This window comes from Nitrospirota bacterium, from assembly GCA_016214855.1.
Classification (GTDB): Bacteria; Nitrospirota; Thermodesulfovibrionia; order Thermodesulfovibrionales; family UBA6898; genus UBA6898.
This window is the reverse complement of record JACRMT010000016.1, coordinates 70122-89923: the sequence shown is the minus strand read 5'-3', so window position 1 is coordinate 89923 and position 19802 is coordinate 70122. Positions and strand designations below refer to the sequence as shown.

General features: G+C 51.3%; 17 protein-coding genes. 12 read left to right on the top strand and 5 right to left on the bottom strand.

Going from position 1 to position 19802, the window contains the following annotated elements; all coding sequences use genetic code 11:
* Nucleotides 1–72: 72 nt before the first annotated feature.
* Nucleotides 73–645, top strand: coding sequence for an aminodeoxychorismate/anthranilate synthase component II (locus HZB62_13715; protein ID MBI5076207.1), 573 nt, complete (start codon nt 73–75; stop codon nt 643–645).
* A 2-nt stretch (nt 646–647) separates the two neighbouring features.
* Here the strand turns inward: HZB62_13715 and trpD are convergent, their stop codons facing one another.
* Nucleotides 648–1658 (bottom strand): anthranilate phosphoribosyltransferase, encoded by a 1011-nt coding sequence (gene trpD, locus HZB62_13710; protein ID MBI5076206.1) that lies wholly within the window; start codon nt 1656–1658, stop codon nt 648–650.
* Between the two features lie 15 nt (nt 1659–1673).
* Complete coding sequence (locus tag HZB62_13705) at nt 1674–2909, bottom strand: hypothetical protein (GenBank protein ID MBI5076205.1); 1236 nt, start codon at nt 2907–2909, stop codon at nt 1674–1676.
* Between the two features lie 179 nt (nt 2910–3088).
* Here HZB62_13705 and HZB62_13700 point away from each other — a divergent pair, with 179 nt between their 5' ends.
* The 8 genes from HZB62_13700 to HZB62_13665 all read left to right on the top strand — a co-directional run bounded on the left by HZB62_13700 (nt 3089) and on the right by HZB62_13665 (nt 13263).
* A complete protein-coding gene (locus HZB62_13700) occupies nt 3089–3994 on the top strand; it encodes a Gfo/Idh/MocA family oxidoreductase (protein ID MBI5076204.1) in 906 nt (301 codons plus the stop codon).
* 191 nt (nt 3995–4185) lie between these two features.
* Nucleotides 4186–5274 (top strand): DegT/DnrJ/EryC1/StrS family aminotransferase, encoded by a 1089-nt coding sequence (locus tag HZB62_13695; GenBank protein ID MBI5076203.1) that lies wholly within the window; start codon nt 4186–4188, stop codon nt 5272–5274.
* Complete coding sequence (gene lpxB / locus HZB62_13690) at nt 5267–6409, top strand: lipid-A-disaccharide synthase (protein MBI5076202.1); 1143 nt, start codon at nt 5267–5269, stop codon at nt 6407–6409. The genes HZB62_13695 and lpxB overlap by 8 nt, the downstream gene beginning before the upstream one ends.
* 172 nt (nt 6410–6581) lie before the next feature.
* Nucleotides 6582–7853 (top strand): 3-deoxy-D-manno-octulosonic acid transferase, encoded by a 1272-nt coding sequence (locus tag HZB62_13685; protein ID MBI5076201.1) that lies wholly within the window; start codon nt 6582–6584, stop codon nt 7851–7853.
* A gap of 241 nt (nt 7854–8094) precedes the next feature.
* Entirely contained in the window at nt 8095–10500 is a 2406-nt protein-coding gene (locus HZB62_13680; protein ID MBI5076200.1) for a DUF2207 domain-containing protein, read from the top strand.
* 43 nt (nt 10501–10543) lie between these two features.
* Nucleotides 10544–11578, top strand: coding sequence for a tetraacyldisaccharide 4'-kinase (lpxK, locus tag HZB62_13675; protein MBI5076199.1), 1035 nt, complete (start codon nt 10544–10546; stop codon nt 11576–11578).
* Between the two features lie 27 nt (nt 11579–11605).
* Nucleotides 11606–12019: a YjbQ family protein gene (locus HZB62_13670; protein ID MBI5076198.1), complete on the top strand. Its 414-nt coding sequence runs from the start codon at nt 11606–11608 to the stop codon at nt 12017–12019.
* 2 nt (nt 12020–12021) lie between these two features.
* Complete coding sequence (locus HZB62_13665; protein MBI5076197.1) at nt 12022–13263, top strand: 6-phosphofructokinase; 1242 nt, start codon at nt 12022–12024, stop codon at nt 13261–13263.
* Nucleotides 13264–13438: 175 nt separating this feature from the next.
* Here the strand turns inward: HZB62_13665 and HZB62_13660 are convergent, their stop codons facing one another.
* Nucleotides 13439–14833, bottom strand: coding sequence for a sigma-54-dependent Fis family transcriptional regulator (locus HZB62_13660; GenBank protein ID MBI5076196.1), 1395 nt, complete (start codon nt 14831–14833; stop codon nt 13439–13441).
* Nucleotides 14834–14849: 16 nt separating this feature from the next.
* Entirely contained in the window at nt 14850–15884 is a 1035-nt protein-coding gene (locus tag HZB62_13655; GenBank protein ID MBI5076195.1) for a PAS domain-containing protein, read from the bottom strand.
* Nucleotides 15885–16157: 273 nt separating this feature from the next.
* On the opposite strand from HZB62_13655, the gene HZB62_13650 reads away from it, so the two are divergent.
* The 3 genes from HZB62_13650 to HZB62_13640 all read left to right on the top strand — a co-directional run bounded on the left by HZB62_13650 (nt 16158) and on the right by HZB62_13640 (nt 18822).
* A complete protein-coding gene (locus HZB62_13650; protein MBI5076194.1) occupies nt 16158–17600 on the top strand; it encodes a sensor histidine kinase in 1443 nt (480 codons plus the stop codon).
* A 3-nt stretch (nt 17601–17603) separates the two neighbouring features.
* Nucleotides 17604–18257, top strand: a complete 654-nt coding sequence (locus tag HZB62_13645; GenBank protein ID MBI5076193.1) for a response regulator transcription factor — start codon at nt 17604–17606, stop codon at nt 18255–18257.
* A 157-nt stretch (nt 18258–18414) separates the two neighbouring features.
* Nucleotides 18415–18822 (top strand): response regulator transcription factor, encoded by a 408-nt coding sequence (locus HZB62_13640; protein MBI5076192.1) that lies wholly within the window; start codon nt 18415–18417, stop codon nt 18820–18822.
* A 99-nt stretch (nt 18823–18921) separates the two neighbouring features.
* Here HZB62_13640 and HZB62_13635 read toward each other — a convergent pair whose 3' ends face one another.
* Nucleotides 18922–19752, bottom strand: coding sequence for a multicopper oxidase domain-containing protein (locus HZB62_13635; protein MBI5076191.1), 831 nt, complete (start codon nt 19750–19752; stop codon nt 18922–18924).
* Between the last annotated feature and the right edge of the window lie 50 nt (nt 19753–19802).

The window sequence follows — 19802 nt, the reverse complement described above, 5'->3', positions numbered from 1 at the left end:
TAACCAGTAATGGGTGATGAGTGATGGGTAGGCAGCAAACAGAAAGAAACAGAAGGTGAAGAGGGAAATACGATGCTATTGATGATTGACAACTATGATTCTTTTACCTATAACCTGGTCCAGTATTTCGGTGAACTGGGTGAGGATGTGCGGGTATTCAGGAACAACAGGATAACGCTTGATGAGATAGATGCGATGAAGCCTGACCGTATTGTCATATCACCGGGCCCCTGCACACCGAACGAAGCAGGGATCTCAATCGATACGATCAGGCGATTCGGCGGCAGGGTGCCGCTCCTTGGTGTATGTCTCGGCCACCAGTCGATCGGTGCGGCATTCGGCGGAGAGATCATCCGCGCGCCGAGGCTCATGCATGGCAAGACCTCGCTTATTCATCATGACGGCAGGACACTCTTCGAGGGTCTGCCGAACCCCTTTGAGGCAACACGGTACCATTCGCTGCTCATCAGGAAAGAGACCAAGCCGGACTGTCTCGAGATAACGGCATGGACCGATACCGGGGAGATCATGGGCGTCAGGCACAAGGAGCTGCTCATAGAGGGAGTGCAGTTCCACCCGGAGTCAATACTGACCCTTGCGGGAAAAGATCTGCTCAGGAATTTTCTTAAGCTCAGACAGAAATAATGCTATAGGCTGTTTGAGACCTTTATGATCTCTTCGAGTTTTTTCAGGGCACGGCCTGAATCGATCGCTTCCTGAGCCATTGCAACAGCGGTTTTCGCATCCGATGCCCTGCCTGCGACCATAAAACCTGCAGCCGCATTGATCAGCACGATATCGCGTTTTGCCCCCTTTTCACCGCCCAGGGTCTGCCGGGTGATATTCGCATTTTCCTGATTGTCGCCGCCGACCAGATCTTCCCGCTTCCCGCGTTCAAGCCCGAAGTCCTCGGGAGAGAGGATAAGGTTTTCCACCCTGCCTTGCGTGAACCGGGATACCCGTGTGCCGTCAGTGATCGTGATCTCATCAAGACCGTCTTCACCGTGCACTACCATAGCATCTTCTGCCCCGAGGTTTCCCAGCACGGTTGCGAGCGTTTCGGTGAGCTTGGCGGTGAATACGCCGAGTATCTGTCTTTTGGCTCCGGCAGGATTGGTTATGGGGCCGAGAATATTGAAGACCGTTCTCAGGCCCATCTCTCTGCGCGGCCCGATCGCGTACTTCATTGCCGGGTGGAAAAGGGGAGCGAAAAGAAAACCGAAACCTGTTTCAAAGAGACATTTCTCGACCTTGTCCGGGGACAGATCGATCCTGATGCCGAGCGCCTCAAGCAGGTCCGCGCTGCCTGATTTGCTCGATACGGCCTTATTGCCATGCTTGGCCACAGGAACACCCCCCGCTGCCACAACGATAGCAACGGTTGTGGAGATATTGAATGTATGAGACATGTCCCCGCCTGTGCCGCAGGTATCAAGCACACCCTCCGGTGCATTGATCTTCGCTGCCTTGTCCCGCATGATGCGTGCCGCACCGGTGATCTCTTCAACGGTCTCACCCTTGATCCTGAGCGCTGTGAGAAAGGCGCCTATCTGGGCATCAGTGGCCTTTCCCTCCATGATCTCTTTCATGCACTCGGCCATTTCAGATTCAGAGAGGTTAATGCCTCCGACGAGCAGATTGATGGCTTCCTTGATCATAATGGTCATATCCCCCTAATAACAGTAATCTTGTTCAGCCGGGTCTTCCTGTGTATCTTTATTCCCCGCCGGTTCCGTGGTTACATCTGTATTTGGTTGAGGTCCCTTATTATTCGAGATCCCTATGTCCCTGCTTTTTGCCGCGGCAACATTAGCCCCTGAATCCCGGGCATCTTTTATGCCTGCCGGTTCCGCAGCCACATTTTTATTTTGCTGATGTTCTCTGTTGTTCGAGATCCCGCTGTCCCTGTTCTTTGTCATGGCGACATTAATCACGGTATTGAGGAATTGGGGAGGAAGGTGCTGAAGGTTCGTATTGCTCGGTGTTTTATTCAAAATGAATTCTGAACTTGCCATCAGATTTATCTGGTCGTTTTCAAAAAAGCGGCCGGCTGTACTTTCCGTGATATCCTCAGGTGAGAAGGTAGAGATCTCAGGAACGATGAAGTAGTTGCTTCCGAACGAATACTTTGTGACATAGTTATAGAATTCTTTCTGGCATCTGCCTACGTATCCCCCTCCGATAAGCACAGACTTCGCACCAACTGCTTCAAGGAAGGAAAGGAGCACCACAAGGTCCTCCGAAAGAAGCCTGCCGACACTTGCCGATTCGGACTCCATGTAGATCACGGACGGCGACCCGTTGGCGATCTCATTGAGGTAGCGTGCATATTCGTCATTGGAATTCATGTATGTGTAACTGTTGGTGGTCCGATAGTTCCGCGGCAGCAGAAGTATGACGAGTTTTTCATCCATGGTCAGATATTCAAGAAAGTTCTTTTCATTTCTCTGCTGTTCCTGCTCCAGCCGCTTGATAGCCTTTATCTGCGGTTCTCTCAGGAACAGATCAACAAGGCTGTCCTTCTGGTCCATGGGGGGGCGAACTACCTGTGGTTTATTAGAGTGAAAGAACAGGTAGTAGGAGGGATGTACAAAGATATATACCGACTTGCTGCTGTCGATATATTTAGCGTAATCGCCGTACGAGCTGGGCGGGATATCCTGCAGTTTCCGAATGCCGAGCTTGCTGTATGCCCACGATATCCAGTGCGGGTCCTTTTCGATATCCTGGTTCCTTTTTTCTACGGCGTCCATGACAGCGCCGATATGCTGCTGCTTCTGCTCCAGGAACTCTCCGAGGGATTTGTCGTCAAAGGGCAGGACCGGGGCAACGTTCTGTGTCGGTACAGAAGCGCAGCCGGCAAAAAAGGCGATACAGAACAGAAGGGAAAAGAGGCTATTCTTTTTCATGGTTGACTACGCTCATTTTACAAATTATGATATTTGGATTACAAGCAGTGCAGATGCTTCAGGCGGCTGCCTCCGCTGCTTAATCCCTTCCTGTTCGCTTTTTATGATCATGGGTATCCTTGCTGAAACTTCCTTTGATAGTGCAAAATATACCGCATATTCTTGTCAAGGGGGGAAGCGTGTCACTGCGTATCGGCGTAATCGGCGTGGGCTATCTCGGGCAGCACCATGCCCGCATTTTTTCTGAATTGGAGCATGCTCAGCTTGTTGGCGTTGCTGACCGTGACCGCTTGAGAGCTGACGGGATCGCAGCAAAATACGGCTGTGCAGCATTCGAAGATTGGAAAGAACTGGTCGAAAAATGCGATGCGGTCAGTATTGTTACTCCTACAACAACGCACCATGGGATCGCGCTTGCCTGCCTGAAAGCAGGCAAGGATGTCTTTATTGAAAAACCGATCACGGAAACGCTCGACGATGCGCGTGAGCTCATCGCTGCGGCTGATGCGGGAGAACGCATTCTTCAGGTCGGTCATCTGGAACGCTATAACCCTGCCATTGTCGCAGCCGCGGGTCTTATACAGAACCCCCGGTTCATTGAGGCAGAGCGGCTTTCGCCGTTCCTGGGCAGGGGTACGGATGTTGATGTGACCCTCGACCTCATGATACACGATATTGATATTGTGAGCGGCCTGGTAAAGTCAAAGGTCCGGAGCATCAGTGCTGCTGGTGACCGGGTGCTCACCGGCAAGATCGATGCTGCAAAGGCATGGATCGAGTTTGAGAACGGCTGCAAGGCGCTCATCACGGCAAGCAGGCTTGCGACGGAAAAGGTGCGGAGTCTGAAGGTCCATCAGAATGATGCGTACATTTCGATCGACTACCAGGCCCAGGAAGTGAGACGGTATTTTAAGGATGCCACCGGTATTGCCTTTGATGTCATCAAGACTGAGAGCAGGGAGCCTCTAAAAGAGGAACTGAAGGATTTTATCTCCTGTCTGCAGGGCAGGACCTGTCCTCTGGTATCGGGAAAAGAGGGTATGCAGGCCCTGGAGATCGTGTTGAAAATAAACGAGATGATATAGGTATTACAGGATATAAATAGTCTTAACATGGCATGAACATTGGTTTATAAAATCCCTCCTAACCTCCCTTTGTCAAAGGGAGGAAAACTGCCCCTCTTTGAAAAAGAGGGGTGTGGGGAGATTTTTTGTGGATGACATATAATCAATGCGTTTAATTTGTAAGCAATAAAAATAATGGAGATATAACAGAAATGGTTCCGATGATAGACCTGAAAAAACAGTTTGCTGACATAAAGGATGAGGTGCTTGGCACGGTTGCCGAGATCCTTGAAAGTGCGCACTATATCCTTGGCCCGCGGGTATCCGAGTTCGAGAAGAAGGTCGCTGCGTACCACGGCGTGTCCGTGGCGATCGGCGTTGCATCCGGCACGGATGCGCTGCATCTTGCGGTAGAGGCGCTGGGGATCGGCGATGGAGACGAAGTGATCACAACGCCCTTCACCTTCTTCGCAACGGCCGAATCCGTGATCTATACGGGTGCCACGCCGGTCTTCGTCGATATTGATCCCGAGACCATGAATATTGATCCTGCCCAGATCGAGGCGAAGATCACCGAGAACACAAAGGCGATCGTTCCTGTCCATATCTTTGGCCATCCGGCAGAGATGGAAAAGATCATGGCGATCGCAAAGAAATATAACCTGCATGTCATCGAAGACTGCGCCCAGTCCTTCGGCGCAGATATCAGGGGCAGGAAGACCGGCAGCTTTGGGGATATCGGCTGTTTCAGTTTCTATCCGAGCAAGAACCTCGGCGCATTCGGCGACGCCGGTATGGTGACCCTGAATGATGCAGAGCTTGTTGACAGGATCAGAGTACTCAGGAACCACGGCTCAAAAGGTGCGTACAAACATGAGTCTGTCGGTTTCAACAGCAGGCTCGATGAACTGCAGGCAGGCATTCTCCTGGTGAAGTTCAGGAGAATTGACGAGTACAACAGGCGCAGACGTGAAAACGCAGCGCTGTACAACACCTGTATCTCGGATACGGTGCTCAAACCAGTTGAAAGGCCCGGCATGACCCATGTATATCACCAATACACCCTGCGGAGCGCACAGCGGGACAGGATACAGCAGAAGCTGCGTGAAAAGGACATTTCGTCAGTTGTCTATTATCCGATCCCTCTTCACCTGCAGGAGGCATTGAGTTTCCTTGACCACAAAAAAGGGGATTTCCCGGTTGCTGAAGAGGCAGCGGCAACCGTGCTTTCCCTGCCCATGTATCCGGAACTTGAAGAAAAAACGATCAGGGAGATTGCAGAGATCATCAACAATGCCTGAAACGGTCATGATCGTTGCAGGTGAGACCTCAGGGGAGCTCTACGGAGCGCTCCTTGCAGAGGCCCTGAAAAAGAAGGTCCCGCATATCAGGATCATCGGCATCGGCGGCGAAAGGATGCAGGCTGCCGGGGTTGAACTGCTCTCCGGCATAGCAAGCGCCTTTGGCCTTGCCGAGGCACTCTCTTCCATAAAGGCACTGAAAGAGACATTCAGAAAAGCTTCAGAGGCGTTTCAGCACTACCGCCCTTCAGTTGTTGTTCTTATCGACTACCCTGACTTCAATCTCCGTCTTGCAGCAGAGGCACAAAAGCAGGATATCCCGGTCCTTTATTACGTGAGTCCTCAGGTATGGGCATGGCGGAAGGGTAGGGTGAAGAAGATCGCTAAACTCGTTGACCGGATGGCAGTTCTCCTTCCCTTTGAGGAGCAGATCTATCGTGATTCCGGTCTCGATGCAGAGTTTGTGGGACACCCGATCCTTGACGAGATGAGGCAGTTGCAGTCGGACAGGAAGACAATGAAAACAGAGCTGGGCCTTGATCCTGATATGCAGCTCATATCTCTTCTTCCGGGAAGCAGGCCCCATGAACTGGAAAGGCTTCTTCCCCTGCTCCTTGATACGGTAAGACAGGCCAGATCGGATCTGCCCGAAGCTCAGTATTGCCTGCCCTTTGCTCCGAACACGGACCTGATACAGCATAAGGCCCTTATCGACGCCTTGCAGCATGAAGGCGTGAAGATCAATAAAGGCAAGTCGCTGAAGACCCTTGCTGCCTCAGATTATGCGGTTATTGCCTCGGGTACGGCAACGCTTCAGGCAGTGCTTCTCGGGCTTCCGCTTGTTGTTGTCTATAAGGTTTTTCCGCTCACCTTCTGGCTTGCCCGGCGCATCATCAGGGTGAAATACGCATCTCTCGTCAATATCCTTTCCGGTCGCGAGGTTGTCAGGGAACTCCTCCAGAAAGAGGCGACCGTTGAAAATATCATGCTTGAGCTGAAGCGCATGATGAGCGATCCTGCATACCGGTCGCAGATGCTGAAGACCTATGATGAGGTGCGGGAGATATTTTCTGAAAAGCATGCGTCTGACCGGGTGTCTGACATGGTCATGGAGATGGCCGGCTGGAAGAAGTAATACAATGCTAAGGGGTTTATAAGCATGAAGACAATTATTAAATCCCTCCTATCCTCTCCCCATCCGGGGACAGGTCTTTGCCAAAGGGAGGTATCATGCCCCTCTTTGGCAAAGAGGGGTGGGGGGAGATTTTTTTGGATGGCCAATAACCAATGCACCTAATAATAAAACTATGTTCCTGATATACAGCATTCTTTACACAATGGCTCTTCTGATCCTGTTCATGCCGGAGTATCTGAAACGGCCCTCTGATCTGCGCAGGAAATGGCTCCGCGACAAGTTCGGGTTTTTTGACCTAGTACGCATTACGCATCACTCATCACCTATCTGGATCCATGCTGTCTCGGTCGGTGAAGTTAATGCGGCAATTCCCTTTCTGACGAAACTGAAGGCGGCATATCCGGCAATCCCTGTCATCCTGTCTACCATCACTGATACCGGGCAGAAGGTCGCGAGACAAAAGACTCCTGAGGGCACTCATATTGTCTACCTTCCCTTTGACCTGAGATCGATCCTTACGCGGTGTTTTGAAAAGATCAGGCCGAGGCTGTTCATTGTTGTGGAGACAGAACTCTGGCCGAACCTATTCAGGGTTGCAGCTGAAAGGACCATCCCGGTCATTATCCTGAACGGACGGATATCGGAGAAGTCCTCAAAGGGATACCGGCGGGTATCCTTTTTCATGAAGGAGGTTTTGGATCATGTTACGCTCTTTTGCATGCAGAGCGGTCCGGATGCCGACAGGATCAAGGCTATCGGCGCAGAAGGGAACAAAGTGCAGGTGCTCGGCAATTTCAAGTTTGATATGGACATCTCGCTGCATATCCCGTCCTGGATGAAAGAGGTGCAGGGTCACGTTATCGTTGCAGGAAGCACACATGCAGGCGAGGAGCAGATAATCATTGATGCATACCGGGAGAACGTCTATCTCTTTCCCGGGCTGAAACTTATTATTGCGCCGCGTCACCCTGAACGCTTTGCAGAGGCAGAAGAGGTGATCAGGAAATCCGACATGAGATATGCCAAACGGTCGGAACTGGAAGCAGCGGGAGGGGAGGCGCAGTCAAATAAATTCAATATAATGCTGCTTGATACGGTGGGTGAGCTGACCGCTGTGTACAGCATCGCTGATATCGCGATCATGGGCAAAAGCATCGAAGGTCGCGGCGGCCAGAACCCGCTTGAGCCTGCATATTGGGGAAAGCCGATCATCTGCGGAGAGCATATGGAGAACTTTCCCTTTATTAAAGATTTTTATGCTGCAGGAGCGGCCTTTCAGGTTACCCCGGCCGGTCTTGCGAAAAAGATCAAGGAACTCCTCATGCAGCCGGAAAAGGCAAGGTCAGCAGGAGAAAAAGCGCGTGCCCTGTATCTGAAAAACTCCGGAGCTGTTGACCGTGCAATGAAGATTGTGGATGGTTTTGTGCAGTCCACTTCAGAATAACGAGTGCTCATGCTGTATCCCTTCAGTTACTGGTGATTCATAACTCCCCGCTTAAGGCACCTACTGTTGGCCATCCCCCTCTAACCTCAAGAGGGGGATTTATTCTTACCTCTCCGCGCTCAGGCGGATTCGACGAGGAGACAAGAGGTGGTTTATTCCTCCCCTGAAGATAAGGGGAGGTGAGGAGGGGTTATGATTCTTACATTATATATAGAGAATTTTCTATGCTACACTTTCAGATATGATCCGTAAAGTCTTTGTCGCGGTGTTCCTGTTCCTCATCCTGATCGTTATCGTCGGTCTGCTCGGTCTGCTCGGTCTCGGTAAGCGGATCAATGCTCCGGGCCTTGATATTCTGGTATCCCGTATGGTTGGCGAGCATCGCCAGGGAAGCGGCCCCTTGCCTGATACGACATTGCCGTGGAATATCGAGGGGATCGCAGGAACGTGGAAAGGTGTCAGCGATCTGGACGGGACTGCCTGGCAGTTCACCTTTGAAAAAAACTTTGCGGTCCGGATATCCAGTTCTTCAGGATATGCGAGTCAGGGGACCGCATTTGTCCACTGGAAACTGGGTCTTACGGACGGATTGGTCAGGGTGCCGCCCGGCTGGGCGCCCCTTGATGTTGATATCATTGACTCAACAGAACCCCGCCATAGAAACAGCTCCTCGTTGGGCGCCTTTTCGCTCAAGGGAAAGGTGCTTCAATACTGTTTCAATGAGCCCGGCAGGCTGGTGCGACCGATCAATGACCTTTCGCATGACGGCATCCGCTGTTTTGATCTCTCCCGTGGAGAGGCTGAAGTGAAAAGCCCTGCATCGAAAACGCCGGCTCCTTTGATCGCGCCGCTGCCGGAAGCAGGTCCCGGATCTTCTGCTGATAGGAAGGTCCCTGGCAGTGTTACGAACTTCCATGCCAACATCCTCATCCAGTCGGATGGAAATATCCATGTCAGGGAGACGATGCTGGTCCTGACAGGCGGTGCGACATTCGAGCAGAAAGAGGGTGCGCTGCTTACCGGCATTTACCGGGCCATTGGCGGACGCGTCCAGGGACAGCATGCGTATTACCGGCTGATGGGATTTGAGATGAAGGGTGCTGCTCTCGACGGCCAGCCGATACCCTATAGGGTTAAGACCTCTGGCCGCTGGTACACCCATTATGTTTTTCTCGGACCGGAGCGGCTTACCCTCACACCAGGGACCCATGAGTTTACGATTGAGTATGTGGTGGACCGTCATATCAGATTCCTTCCCGATCACGATGAGCTCTTCTGGTGGGTCTTTGGCGAGGGCATGCACGGCTGGGCCGGATCGGTCGGCACGATTGGCGTTACGGTTCTTCTTCCCTACGGGACTTCCGGCGTCATCGCCAGTCTTGAAGATCACTCCTGGAATGCCGGCACAGGGAAGATACCGGAACTCCTCAGACAGGCTGCAGCCTCTGAATCTGCAAATGTCCTGCACTATGAGAAGGTCATCTCGAAGAAGCACCCCTACCTCTCGGTCGTGGTGAGCATGCCTAAAGGTGCGGTCAGCGGGCCTGATCTGGACCAGCGCGTGATTTTCTTTTTTCGCGACATGAGCGCCTATTGGGCAGGACTGATCGGGCTGACCGTATTCTTCACATACTATCTTTTTGCCTGGGTACGCGTCGGCAGAGACCCGGAGGCATCTTCGATCGTGCCGCGTTACAGGCCTCCGGCAGGGTGTTCACCAGCCATTGCCCGCCGCCTGGTCACGATGGGCTATGACCGTACCGCCTTTTCTGCGGCACTGCTTGATCTGGCAGCAGCGGGTCTGGTCAGGCTCACGTCTCGGGCAGGACGGTATTTTGTGGAGAGAACAGACAAGCAGGCTGTCGGCCTTGCTCCGGATGAGGCAAGCCTCCTTGACGCGCTATTTAAGAGTTCATCCAACAGCGCTCATCAACGGAGCAGGCAGGAGCTTGATGCCATTATGATCCACCGGGCTTATCGTGCGCACCGCCGCTCTCTCTGGCGGTTGGTGAACAGACGGTTCTTTACGCGGAATTTGCTCCATGTCATACCCGCCTTCCTGATCTCGCTCGTTGTTGCTGCGATCAATGCGGAGATCGTTGACATAGGAGGAACGTATATCAGGGAGTTGACCGCTCTTGGTCTCTGGACACTGTTGACCGGATTCATCACACGCTTTCTCATGAGAAAAAAAGTCCTCGAACTGAAGAAGCCTTCCAAGGTCGTCTATCTTGCAGCCCTTTTCCCTCTTGTGCTCTATGCTGTTGCTGTTGTGGTCAGTCAAAGTGTTGAGGTCTTCAATATCATGAAGTTTATGTTCTTTGCGCCGCTTTTCGTGATGATGACAGGCCATGTGGTCTTTCTCTTTCTGCTCAGAGCCCCAACAGAGTTGGGCAGGAGGATGCTTGATGAGATTGAGGGCTTCAGGGTCTTTCTCGCAGCAACCGAGGGAGACCGGCTCGACCGGATGCATCCGCCCGAAAAGACGCCTGCCCTGTTCCAGGCCTATATGCCGTATGCGCTTGCGCTCGGCGTAGAGAATCGCTGGTCAGAACAGTTCTCAGGGCAGATCGATGAGACTTACACACTTCCACCGCTCGATCTTTTTCTGGCAGCGATCGCACGATTATTTACGAGCAAAGAATAGGAGCATCTCATTTTTTGTGGGGGGATTGGAGTAGAATAGAAAAATGAATTTCCTCGAATACCTATATTATCTTGGGCTTTCCGCAAAGAAGTTTTTTGCGCTGAAGGACCAAAAGAGATTGCCTTTCAGAGTGATCAGCATCGGCAACATCACGCTGGGCGGGACCGGCAAAACTCCCGCTGCGATCGCTGTAGCGCAAGAGGCGAAAAAGCGGGGATTCCTGCCGATCATTCTTACGCGCGGGTACAAGGGAACTGCTCAGGGACCGTGTTTTGTAACCAAAGGAGAAAAGCCGCTTCTCACTTCGGCGCAGGCTGGTGACGAACCGCTTCTGATGGCAGAGAGGCTCGAAGGAGTAGCTATCGTAAAGGGTGCTGACAGGTATGAATCAGGTATGTTTGCAATCTCAGCTCTTAGCCTTCAGCCTTCAGCTTCGGAACTGAGTTTATCTTCTTCCCCTAATCCCCAACCCCCAACTCCTCTCTTCATTCTCGACGATGGATTCCAGCACTGGAAACTGTCCAGAGACCGGGACATCGTGCTTATTGATTCAAGAAATCCTTTTGGCAACAGGAAACTGTTTCCTGTTGGAATCTTGAGGGAGCCCTTGACCGGACTGAACAGGGCAGATGTCATCATGATCACCAAGGCAGAGCGTGAAGATGCAGGACTTATCGCTGGGATAAGAAAATACAATAAGCATGCTCCGATCTTTTTTTCTGATCATCGTGTTATTGCGGTGAGGTCCGGATCGGGAGAGAGAAAACCGCCTGCTTCCCTGCAAGGCAGAAAGGTCTTCTGTTTTTGCGGCCTGGCAGATCCCGAGGCGTTCAGAGCAACGGCAACAGGTTCAGGCGCAGAAGTGACAGGCATGAAGGCATACCGCGACCATCACCGGTATTGTCAGCAGGACGTTGATGCTGTCAGCAGAGAATGTATGGCATCAGGCGCATCCTGGATCCTTACCACAGAGAAAGATTTTGTTAAGCTCAGAAATCTTGATTTGCCGGGAAATATTCTTATAATAGAAATTGCATTCATTGCAGACCGGTCTTTTTATGACAGCGTGTTTGCATAACTGGTCTGAACACTATAGGGGGAAGACGTGGTCAGGTATATAAACGTAAAGAGCAAGACAAGAACCGAGTTTGTCGACGTTACGGAAAAGATACAGGAGGCGGTCAAGGAAGCAGGCATTTCTAACGGTATCTGCTATCTCTTTGTGCCGCATACTACAGCGGGTATTACGATCAATGAGGGGGCTGATCCCTCTGTGCAGCGCGATATCCAGACCTATCTGAACAGGGTCATACCGTTTGAGGGTGACTATCATCACCGCGAGGGCAACTCATCAGCGCATATCAAGGCAGCGGTGGTCGGCGTTTCCAGTCATGTTTTTGTTGAAGAAGGCAAGCTTGTGTTAGGCACCTGGCAGTCCATCTTTTTCTGCGAGTTCGATGGGCCGAGACATAGAAGGGTTGCGCTCAAGTTCACCACCAGCGACAGGAAGCAGGCATAGACATGAAAAAAGAGGTTGTGGCTATTGTTGTCGGCGGCGGCCCTGCGCCCGGTATCAACGGGGTCATCAGTGCGGCGACCATTGAGGCGATTAATGAAGGCAAAGAGGTCATCGGCATTTTCGGAGGCTTTAAGAGCCTTTTTGCGGGCGATAAGAATTGTGCCATACCCCTTAGCATCGAGGATGTGTCAAGGATCCATACTGCGGGCGGCTCGATCCTCAGGACATCCCGCGACCCTGCTGACATTGCGAAAGCCAAATTCCCGGTCCTGCTCAAGACCCTGAAGACCCTGAAGGTCCGATATCTCATAACGATCGGCGGTGACGGCACCGCATTTATGGCACGCTGGATCGAACGGGAGTCGCGGGGCAAGGTCTCTGTTGTCCATGTGCCCAAGACGATTGATAACGACCTCACCCTTCCGGGCGGCCGGTCATCCTTTGGCTATCACACGGCGCGCCACTGGGGCGTAGAGATCGTGAAGAATATCATGGAGGATGCCAGAACCACGGGCAGATGGTATTTCATCTCTACCATGGGAAGGAACGCCGGTCACCTTGCACTGGGTATCGGCAAGGCAGTTGGCGCCACGATCACTCTTATCCCTGAAGAATTCACTGAAAACAGGATCCCCTTTCAGAAGATCTCCGATATCCTTGAGGGTGCTATTATCAAGAGGCTTGCCCATGGCAAGGATCATGGCATAGCGGTACTGGCTGAAGGTATTTCAGCAAAGGTTGACGAACTGGAACTCAGGGCCTGCGACGATATCAAATGTGATGAGGTCGGCAGAATGAGGCTCTCGGAGATCCAGCTTGGCAGAATTATGAGTGACATGGTGAAGAAGAGCCTTGGCGCAAGAGGTGTGCATATGACCATTGTCCACAAGACCATAGGCTATGAACTGCGGGCGGCAGACCCAGTGCCCTATGATATCGAGTACACGCGTAACCTCGGGTACGGCGCTGTCCGGTTTCTGCTTAGTGGAGGGACCGGTGCCATGATAACCCTTGATGAAGGCAGGCTCAGGCCTGTATCTTTTGTCGAAATGACAGACTCTGCAACCGGCAAGACAAAGGTGCGGCTCGTTGATATAACGTCAGAGTCCTATGAGGTCGGAAGAAAATATATGATACGCCTCGAAAAAGAGGACTTCAATACCGGGAATGTCGAGGTGCTGGCAAAGACCGCAAAGCTGTCCGTTGCTGATTTCAAAAAACGCTTCGAATATCTCATGAAATAATTCTTCCGCGGCGGTCGTCTTATGCCCCTTTCTTTTATCCCCTCCTGGCAGCAGTCAGGTTAACCGCGTGCCTTGAACCTTCCTCTGCAGTGATAAGCCCGTCAAGGGTCAGCTGTGTCAGGCTTATGAGAGAAGCGATGCATAGTGTGCTGGTGAGGTCTGATGTGGCTGAAACTCAGGTCTTGATCTTGTATCCCTTGATCTTGGTCCTGAGCGTGTTGCGGTTAATGCCAAGCAGTCTCGCTGTCTTGAGCTGGTTGCCGTTCGTTTCTTTCAGGACGATGGAGATAAGCGCTTTTTCCACCTCAGAGAGGACCGTGTCGTACAGATTGAAATTCGTGATCTTTGCCATGTCCTTGAGATACCGCTTCAGCTTCTCCTCGAGAAAATCCTTTATGGAGTAAGAATTTGCCTCTTCGATAAGCAGGTCTTTTTTCTCGATGATCGTGCCGGTCGAAAGCACGCAGGCCCGCTTGATCACATTTTCAAGTTCGCGCACATTGCCGGGCCAATCATATTTTTCAAGAAAGGCCTTTGTTTCCCTGGATAGTTCCTTTTCCCCGGTCTCCAGCTTTTCAACCGCTTCCTGCAGAAAGCGTTTTATCAGCAGAGGGACGTCCTCTTTTCTCTCTCTGAGCGGCGGCACCTTGATCTGAACGACATTGAAGCGGTAATAGAGGTCCTCGCGAAAACGGCCCTGACTGACTGCCTCGGCAAGATCTCTGTTCGTTGCACCGATAATACGGACATCGGCCTTGATAGTATTATTGCTCCCAAGGGGATTGAACTCCTTCTCCTGAAGAAAACGGAGCAGTTTTGCCTGGAGGTTCTGCTCCATTTCACCGATTTCGTCAAGGAAGAGCGTGCCCCCATCGGCCGCTTCGATCCTGCCGGTCTTGTCACGGACAGCACCGGTAAAGGCCCCTTTTTTATACCCGAACAGCTCTGATTCGAGCAGATCCCTGGGGATCGATGCAGCATTAATGGCCACAAAGGGCCCGGTTGAACGTCTGCTGTTCAGGTGGATGGCCTTGGCCACCAGTTCCTTGCCGGTGCCGCTTTCGCCGGTGATCAGGACCGTAATATCTTTTGACGCCACCCTGCCGATATCCTTGAATATCTTCAGCATCTTCGGACTTTTGCCGACCATCTGCGGCGCTTCGGTCTCAAAGGCAGCTTTCTTGAGCTCCCTCAGTTCCTGCCGCAGGGCAAGATCCTTGAATGCCTTGTCCACCAGGATCTTAAGCTCTTCGATGTCAAAGGGTTTTTCGAGATAATCATATGCGCCTTCCTTCATGGCGCTGATCGTGCTGTCCATCATGGCGTTTGCCGTTATCATGATCACGATCGTGTCCGGATGCGATGCCCTCAGTTCGCGCAGGCCGTCAAGGCCGTTGCCGTCAGGCAGGATGAGGTCAAGCAGAATGACCGGGGGCTGATCCTCGGCAGCCCGAAGACCTGATGCGAGCCTGGTCCGCGAGCTGATCTTATATCCTGCCGGCTCCAGCGCTTTTTTAACCACCCAGATGATGCTTTCGTCGTCGTCTATGATGAGGATCTTCTTATCCATAATTAAAGCACCCGCTTCAGGCTTCCCGGAAGGGCAGATACAGCGAGAACATAGTGCCCTTGCCTTTCTGGCTCGTGACCGAGATCATGCCGCCGTGATCTTTCATGATCTTCTTCGAGAGGGCGAGCCCTATGCCGGTACCGCCTTTTTTCTTTGTGTAAAACGGCAGGAAGATCTTTTGCAGATCCTCTTCTGTCATGCCTTTTCCCGTATCCCTGATGGTTATCAGAGCCATGCGTTTTATCTTCCCGTGTTCACCAAAGAGCTCCTTTGAGGGACCGGTGGATATTTCAAGCAACCCACCTTTCTTCATCGATTCCAGCGCATTCTTGATGATGTTCAGAAAAACCTGAAGGAGCTTTGACTCATCGCCGAGGATAACCGGGAGGCTGGGATCGTAGAGCCTCCTGATCCTGATACCGGCCTTTTCGATCGGAACAGAGAGGATCGCAACGGTTTTTTCGACGACTTCGTGGATATTGACCGCCTGGAAGGAAGGCTTTCTGCATATGGTGAGATAGTCCTGGAGGATAGCATTCAGCCGGTCGGTTTCTCTGACGATGAGGTCAGCGTATTCAGCAAGGGATGAGTCTTTTGTTCTCTGAACGAGAAGTTGCGCAGCGCCCTTTATGCCGCCGAGGGGATTTTTTATCTCATGAGATATGGAGCCGAGCAGAAATACCAGTGCCTCGTGGTCATGATCCTCACCTTCGGCAAGCGGTATATTCTCGGACAGCGAAAGGGCTGCCCCTTCGACCCGGTCCTGGACATAAAAGGGTGAGAGGCTGAAATCAATGTTCATCTGTCTTGCCATGTAAATGCTGACCGACTTCCCCCTGAAGGAGCGTTCTTCGTCGATGCTCTTCCTGATGAGCGGCGATATCTTCTTTTCACCCCGAAAGAGCTGGCTCAGTTTTTTGCCGACAATATCCCTGGAGCTCTTGCCGAAGAGCTCTTCGCCGCTTTTATTGATAAATGTCATCCTGCTTTTTTTGTCAAAAAGAATGATGGTCTCTTTAAGGTTATGAATGATTGATTCAAAAGAAAACATTGCCTATTTTTCGGTAGAAGGAGTGCATGAACTCTATCATATCAGCAGGACTTTTTTCAAATTGGGAAATGCTCGAGGTCGAAAGCGAACAGGCTTGACACACTGAAAACTTTCGGTTCTTGACAACCCGATAAATGCTTTTGAAAAATTTCTTCTCTCATAATAGTTATGGCAGGTTATGGCATAGATGTTCGAATTTTTATACAATAGAGTGCAATGGCTGAATTAATAAGAGAACTGATGATTGGTTCACTAAAGTTAAGGTATTGTTACGTGGTGCCGACAATTTTCTTTTTGCTCGGCACTCTTTCGATTGTCCTGCTCATGACAGCCGAACGCTTAAACGAAAGAGAGCGTCTCGATTTTGTCCGGAGCGCTACGCTCATGGATATACAGATTCATACTGCAATGGGCCATAGCCAGTTGGAGGAGGCCTTCGAAAATGAGGTTTCAGAGACGCTGGATGAGGCTAGGTCTCATATCGATCAGGCAATAAACCTTGCCGAAGCGCTCGTCAACGGCGGGAAAACCGAACATGAGGACATCCCTTATCCGCTGAAGGACAGAGTACTGCAGGAACGCGTGGAAGAGATCAAGTCCCTGATTATACAGGTCAAAATGATGATTCCTCAGAGCGTTCAGCGTGCTGACAAGCCCGGCAGCGGAACTGACGAAGATGAGCAGTCAGATCCGATATTCAGGGAAATTCTCAGAAAGACGAGGGCTTTGGAAGAACTTACCAAAACAGGCAATGCTAAAAAAAGAGAGACAGCGCGGCGTCTCTTCGTTGGTATCCTGTCGTCATGGACTGTTATCATGGTTATCGCCGCAATAGGTCTTTGGTACGGAGAAAAGCGGCGGCGAAGGACGGAAAATGAGCTGGTAGAGGCAAATGCGCAACTTCTCTCTCAGTCAGAGGAACTGAAGGAACACCGTGAGCGCCTTACAGAGCTGATCGAAATGCGCACATCGGAATTATCGACCGTTAACGAGCTTCTCCTGAACGAAATCGAGGTGCGCAAGCAGACAGAAGTTACATTGAAAGAGTCGGAAAAACAGCTCCGGCTGCTTTCCTCCAGTCTTATGACTGCCCAGGAAACGGAGAGAAAGAACATTTCGAGAGAGCTGCATGATGAATTGGGGCATGCCTTGACGATCATGAAGCTCAGGCTGAAGTCTGTCTCGAGAGTCTGTCAGGGCAATGCCGGGAGCAAAGATGAATGCGAAGATATAATGAACTATATCGATCAGACTATCGATAGCGTACGCAGGCTCAGCCGCGATTTGAGTCCTGCCATACTGGAAGACCTCGGTCTTACCGCTGCCATCCGGTGGCTGGTGGATAACTTCAACAGGAATTTTGATGGAACCATCGCGCTGGATATGGAGGATATCGACAGTCTCTTTCCAGAGGAAGCCAGTATAATGATATACAGGGTCCTCCAGGAGGCTATCACCAACTTGGGAAAGCACGCCGATGCGAGGGACGCGTCAGTTATCGTCCGAAAGGTTAACGGAGCGGTCGCCTTCTCCATTGAGGATAATGGGAGGGGGTTCAACCCTTCGCGATTCTCTGGGGCAGACTCTGTTGGAAAGGGTTTGGGTCTTGCTATCATGGAAGAGCGGGTGCGGATGCTGATGGGAATCCTGACGATACAGAGTAAGGAAGGAAGAGGCACCCGAATATCTTTCACTATACCGGCTCAGAAGGAGTAAGCAGTGGCGGAAACATATCGCATAATTCTTGCTGACGACCATAAACTGCTGCGGAGTGGCCTAAAGGGCATCCTCGAGAGTGTGGCAGGCCTTGAAGTTGTCGGGGAGGCCGGCGACGGACTTGAACTGCTGAAACTTCTTGGCAGAATAACTCCGAATCTGGTCATCCTGGATATATCCATGCCGAATCTCAGGGGGATCGAAGCCGTCTCACGGATCAGACATCAGTATCCGGAGGTACAGGTGCTGATCCTGACCATGCATAATGACAGGTCTTACCTTCACCAGGCCATTGCTGCCGGCGCTGCCGGGTACCTGCTGAAGGAGGACGCTGATCCTGACCTTTTCATTGCTATTGAGAAGATACGGCAGGGGAAAATATATGTATCTCCTCATCTCGCGGAAGATATGCTGGATGACTGGGCAGGCATGCACCGCGGTGCGGTTAATAGCTCTGTGCGGTCCGGAGTACTGACCCCAAGAGAAAAAGAAGTCCTTAAGCTCATAGCTGAAGGCAAGACGAGCAGAGAGATCGGCGAGCTTCTCTTTATCAGTGTACGTACCGTTGAACGTCATCGTGCCAATATCATGGATAGATTAGAGATCAGAAATACCGCCGATCTCGTTAGATATGCCATGCAGGAAGGGTATATCTGAACTGTATGGCTCGGGCGATAAGGCCCTCCCCTCTTTTTTCGCATACGTAGTTTTGCCCATATCAAAACAGGTAGTTTAGCCGATTTACTCCCCTGCTGCAGCCTGATATCCTTGTGCCATGAGCAACGAGACATGTGCGTACTATCATGGTAAATAAATGATGCCGAAGGTAAAAAGTTATGACATTGTATTGGCTGATGACCATGAATTGTTCCGGCAGGATTTGAGAAAAATCATCGACGGGATGTCAGGCCTCAAGGTGGTTGGTGAAGCCTGCAACGGGCATGAACTGCTGAAACTCATTGGCAGCCTCAGGCCGCAGATGGCAATACTCGACATATCCATGCCCAAGCTCAGTGGAATCGACGCAGCCCATGAAATCGAGCAGAAACACCCGCGTATTAAAGTGCTGATCCTGACCATACACAAAGATGATGCCTATCTCAGGCGGGCGATCTCTGTCGGCGCTGAGGGGTATGTGCTCAAGGAACATATTGATAGAGACCTGTACCCGGCCATATCAGTTATAAGGCAGGGCCAGGTCTTTTTCCCAAGCCTCATCTGAGCGCCTGTCGGGAATACTGACCTCGCGCGTAGGCATTGTCTGATAGTAATTCTACCTATACTGAAATGGGTATTTCTCTGAATTGTTATACAGTGATGATTATGATAAATTCTTAATAATTACTATATTTAAATCTTTTTTCGGTATTCTCGCGTAAGCGCCTACTGTTGGCTGTGAGTTACAGAGAAATAGAGGAAATAATGTCGGACAACATGCAGTACAAACGGAGCCCTGTTTTCCGCTGACGAAAAAATACTCCGGGATGAACTCCCTCGTGAACTGGATACGGTTTATTGTCTGGCCTGCCTCCGCCATTGCATTAAATCTGGGGTCAATATTGTGCAGATGCCAGATCCAGGTCCTTGCACTATCCCACCCGTTGCCAGGGAACTCGGCAGTATTTCCGAGATCGCTAAAGAGCCTGTTTATCTGGGCCGGCGGCCCTGAGTATGGGGTGATCTCTCCGCCTGATCCGGGAAGAACTATGAGCGTTCCGCTGAGGCCCATCACCCGGTTAACAGGCGCATTCAGCGGGTCATAATAGATATATGTGCCTGCCGGCGGCGCCTGAAAATCGAGGTTAACACTCTGTCCTGGCGCTATCATGCCGCTGCTTATCCTCGTGTCCGTTACAGCAACTGCGTGGTCCTCATCAAGGTTGTTTGTGATTCTGAGCCTGATGCTGTCCCCTTCCCTCGCAAAGATAACAGGGCCCGGAAATTTCGGTCCGGTCAGATCTGCAAAGGCCCAGATGTAGGTCTGGTTGAGATCCACTGTTTCGAGCATGGCATCGGTTATAGAGAGCTCAAGTGTCACCTGGGATGCCAAGGCTTCGCTCTGGTTGAATATTCCCGGGATCTTTATGAGGTCACTAAAAGCCACGGCTGTCATGCCGGTCAACCCTATCTTGATAAAATCTCTTCGATCCATAGACCCTCCTCTGTTTCTTGTATTACCGTCTTGGGAGATTGCTCGTTTAA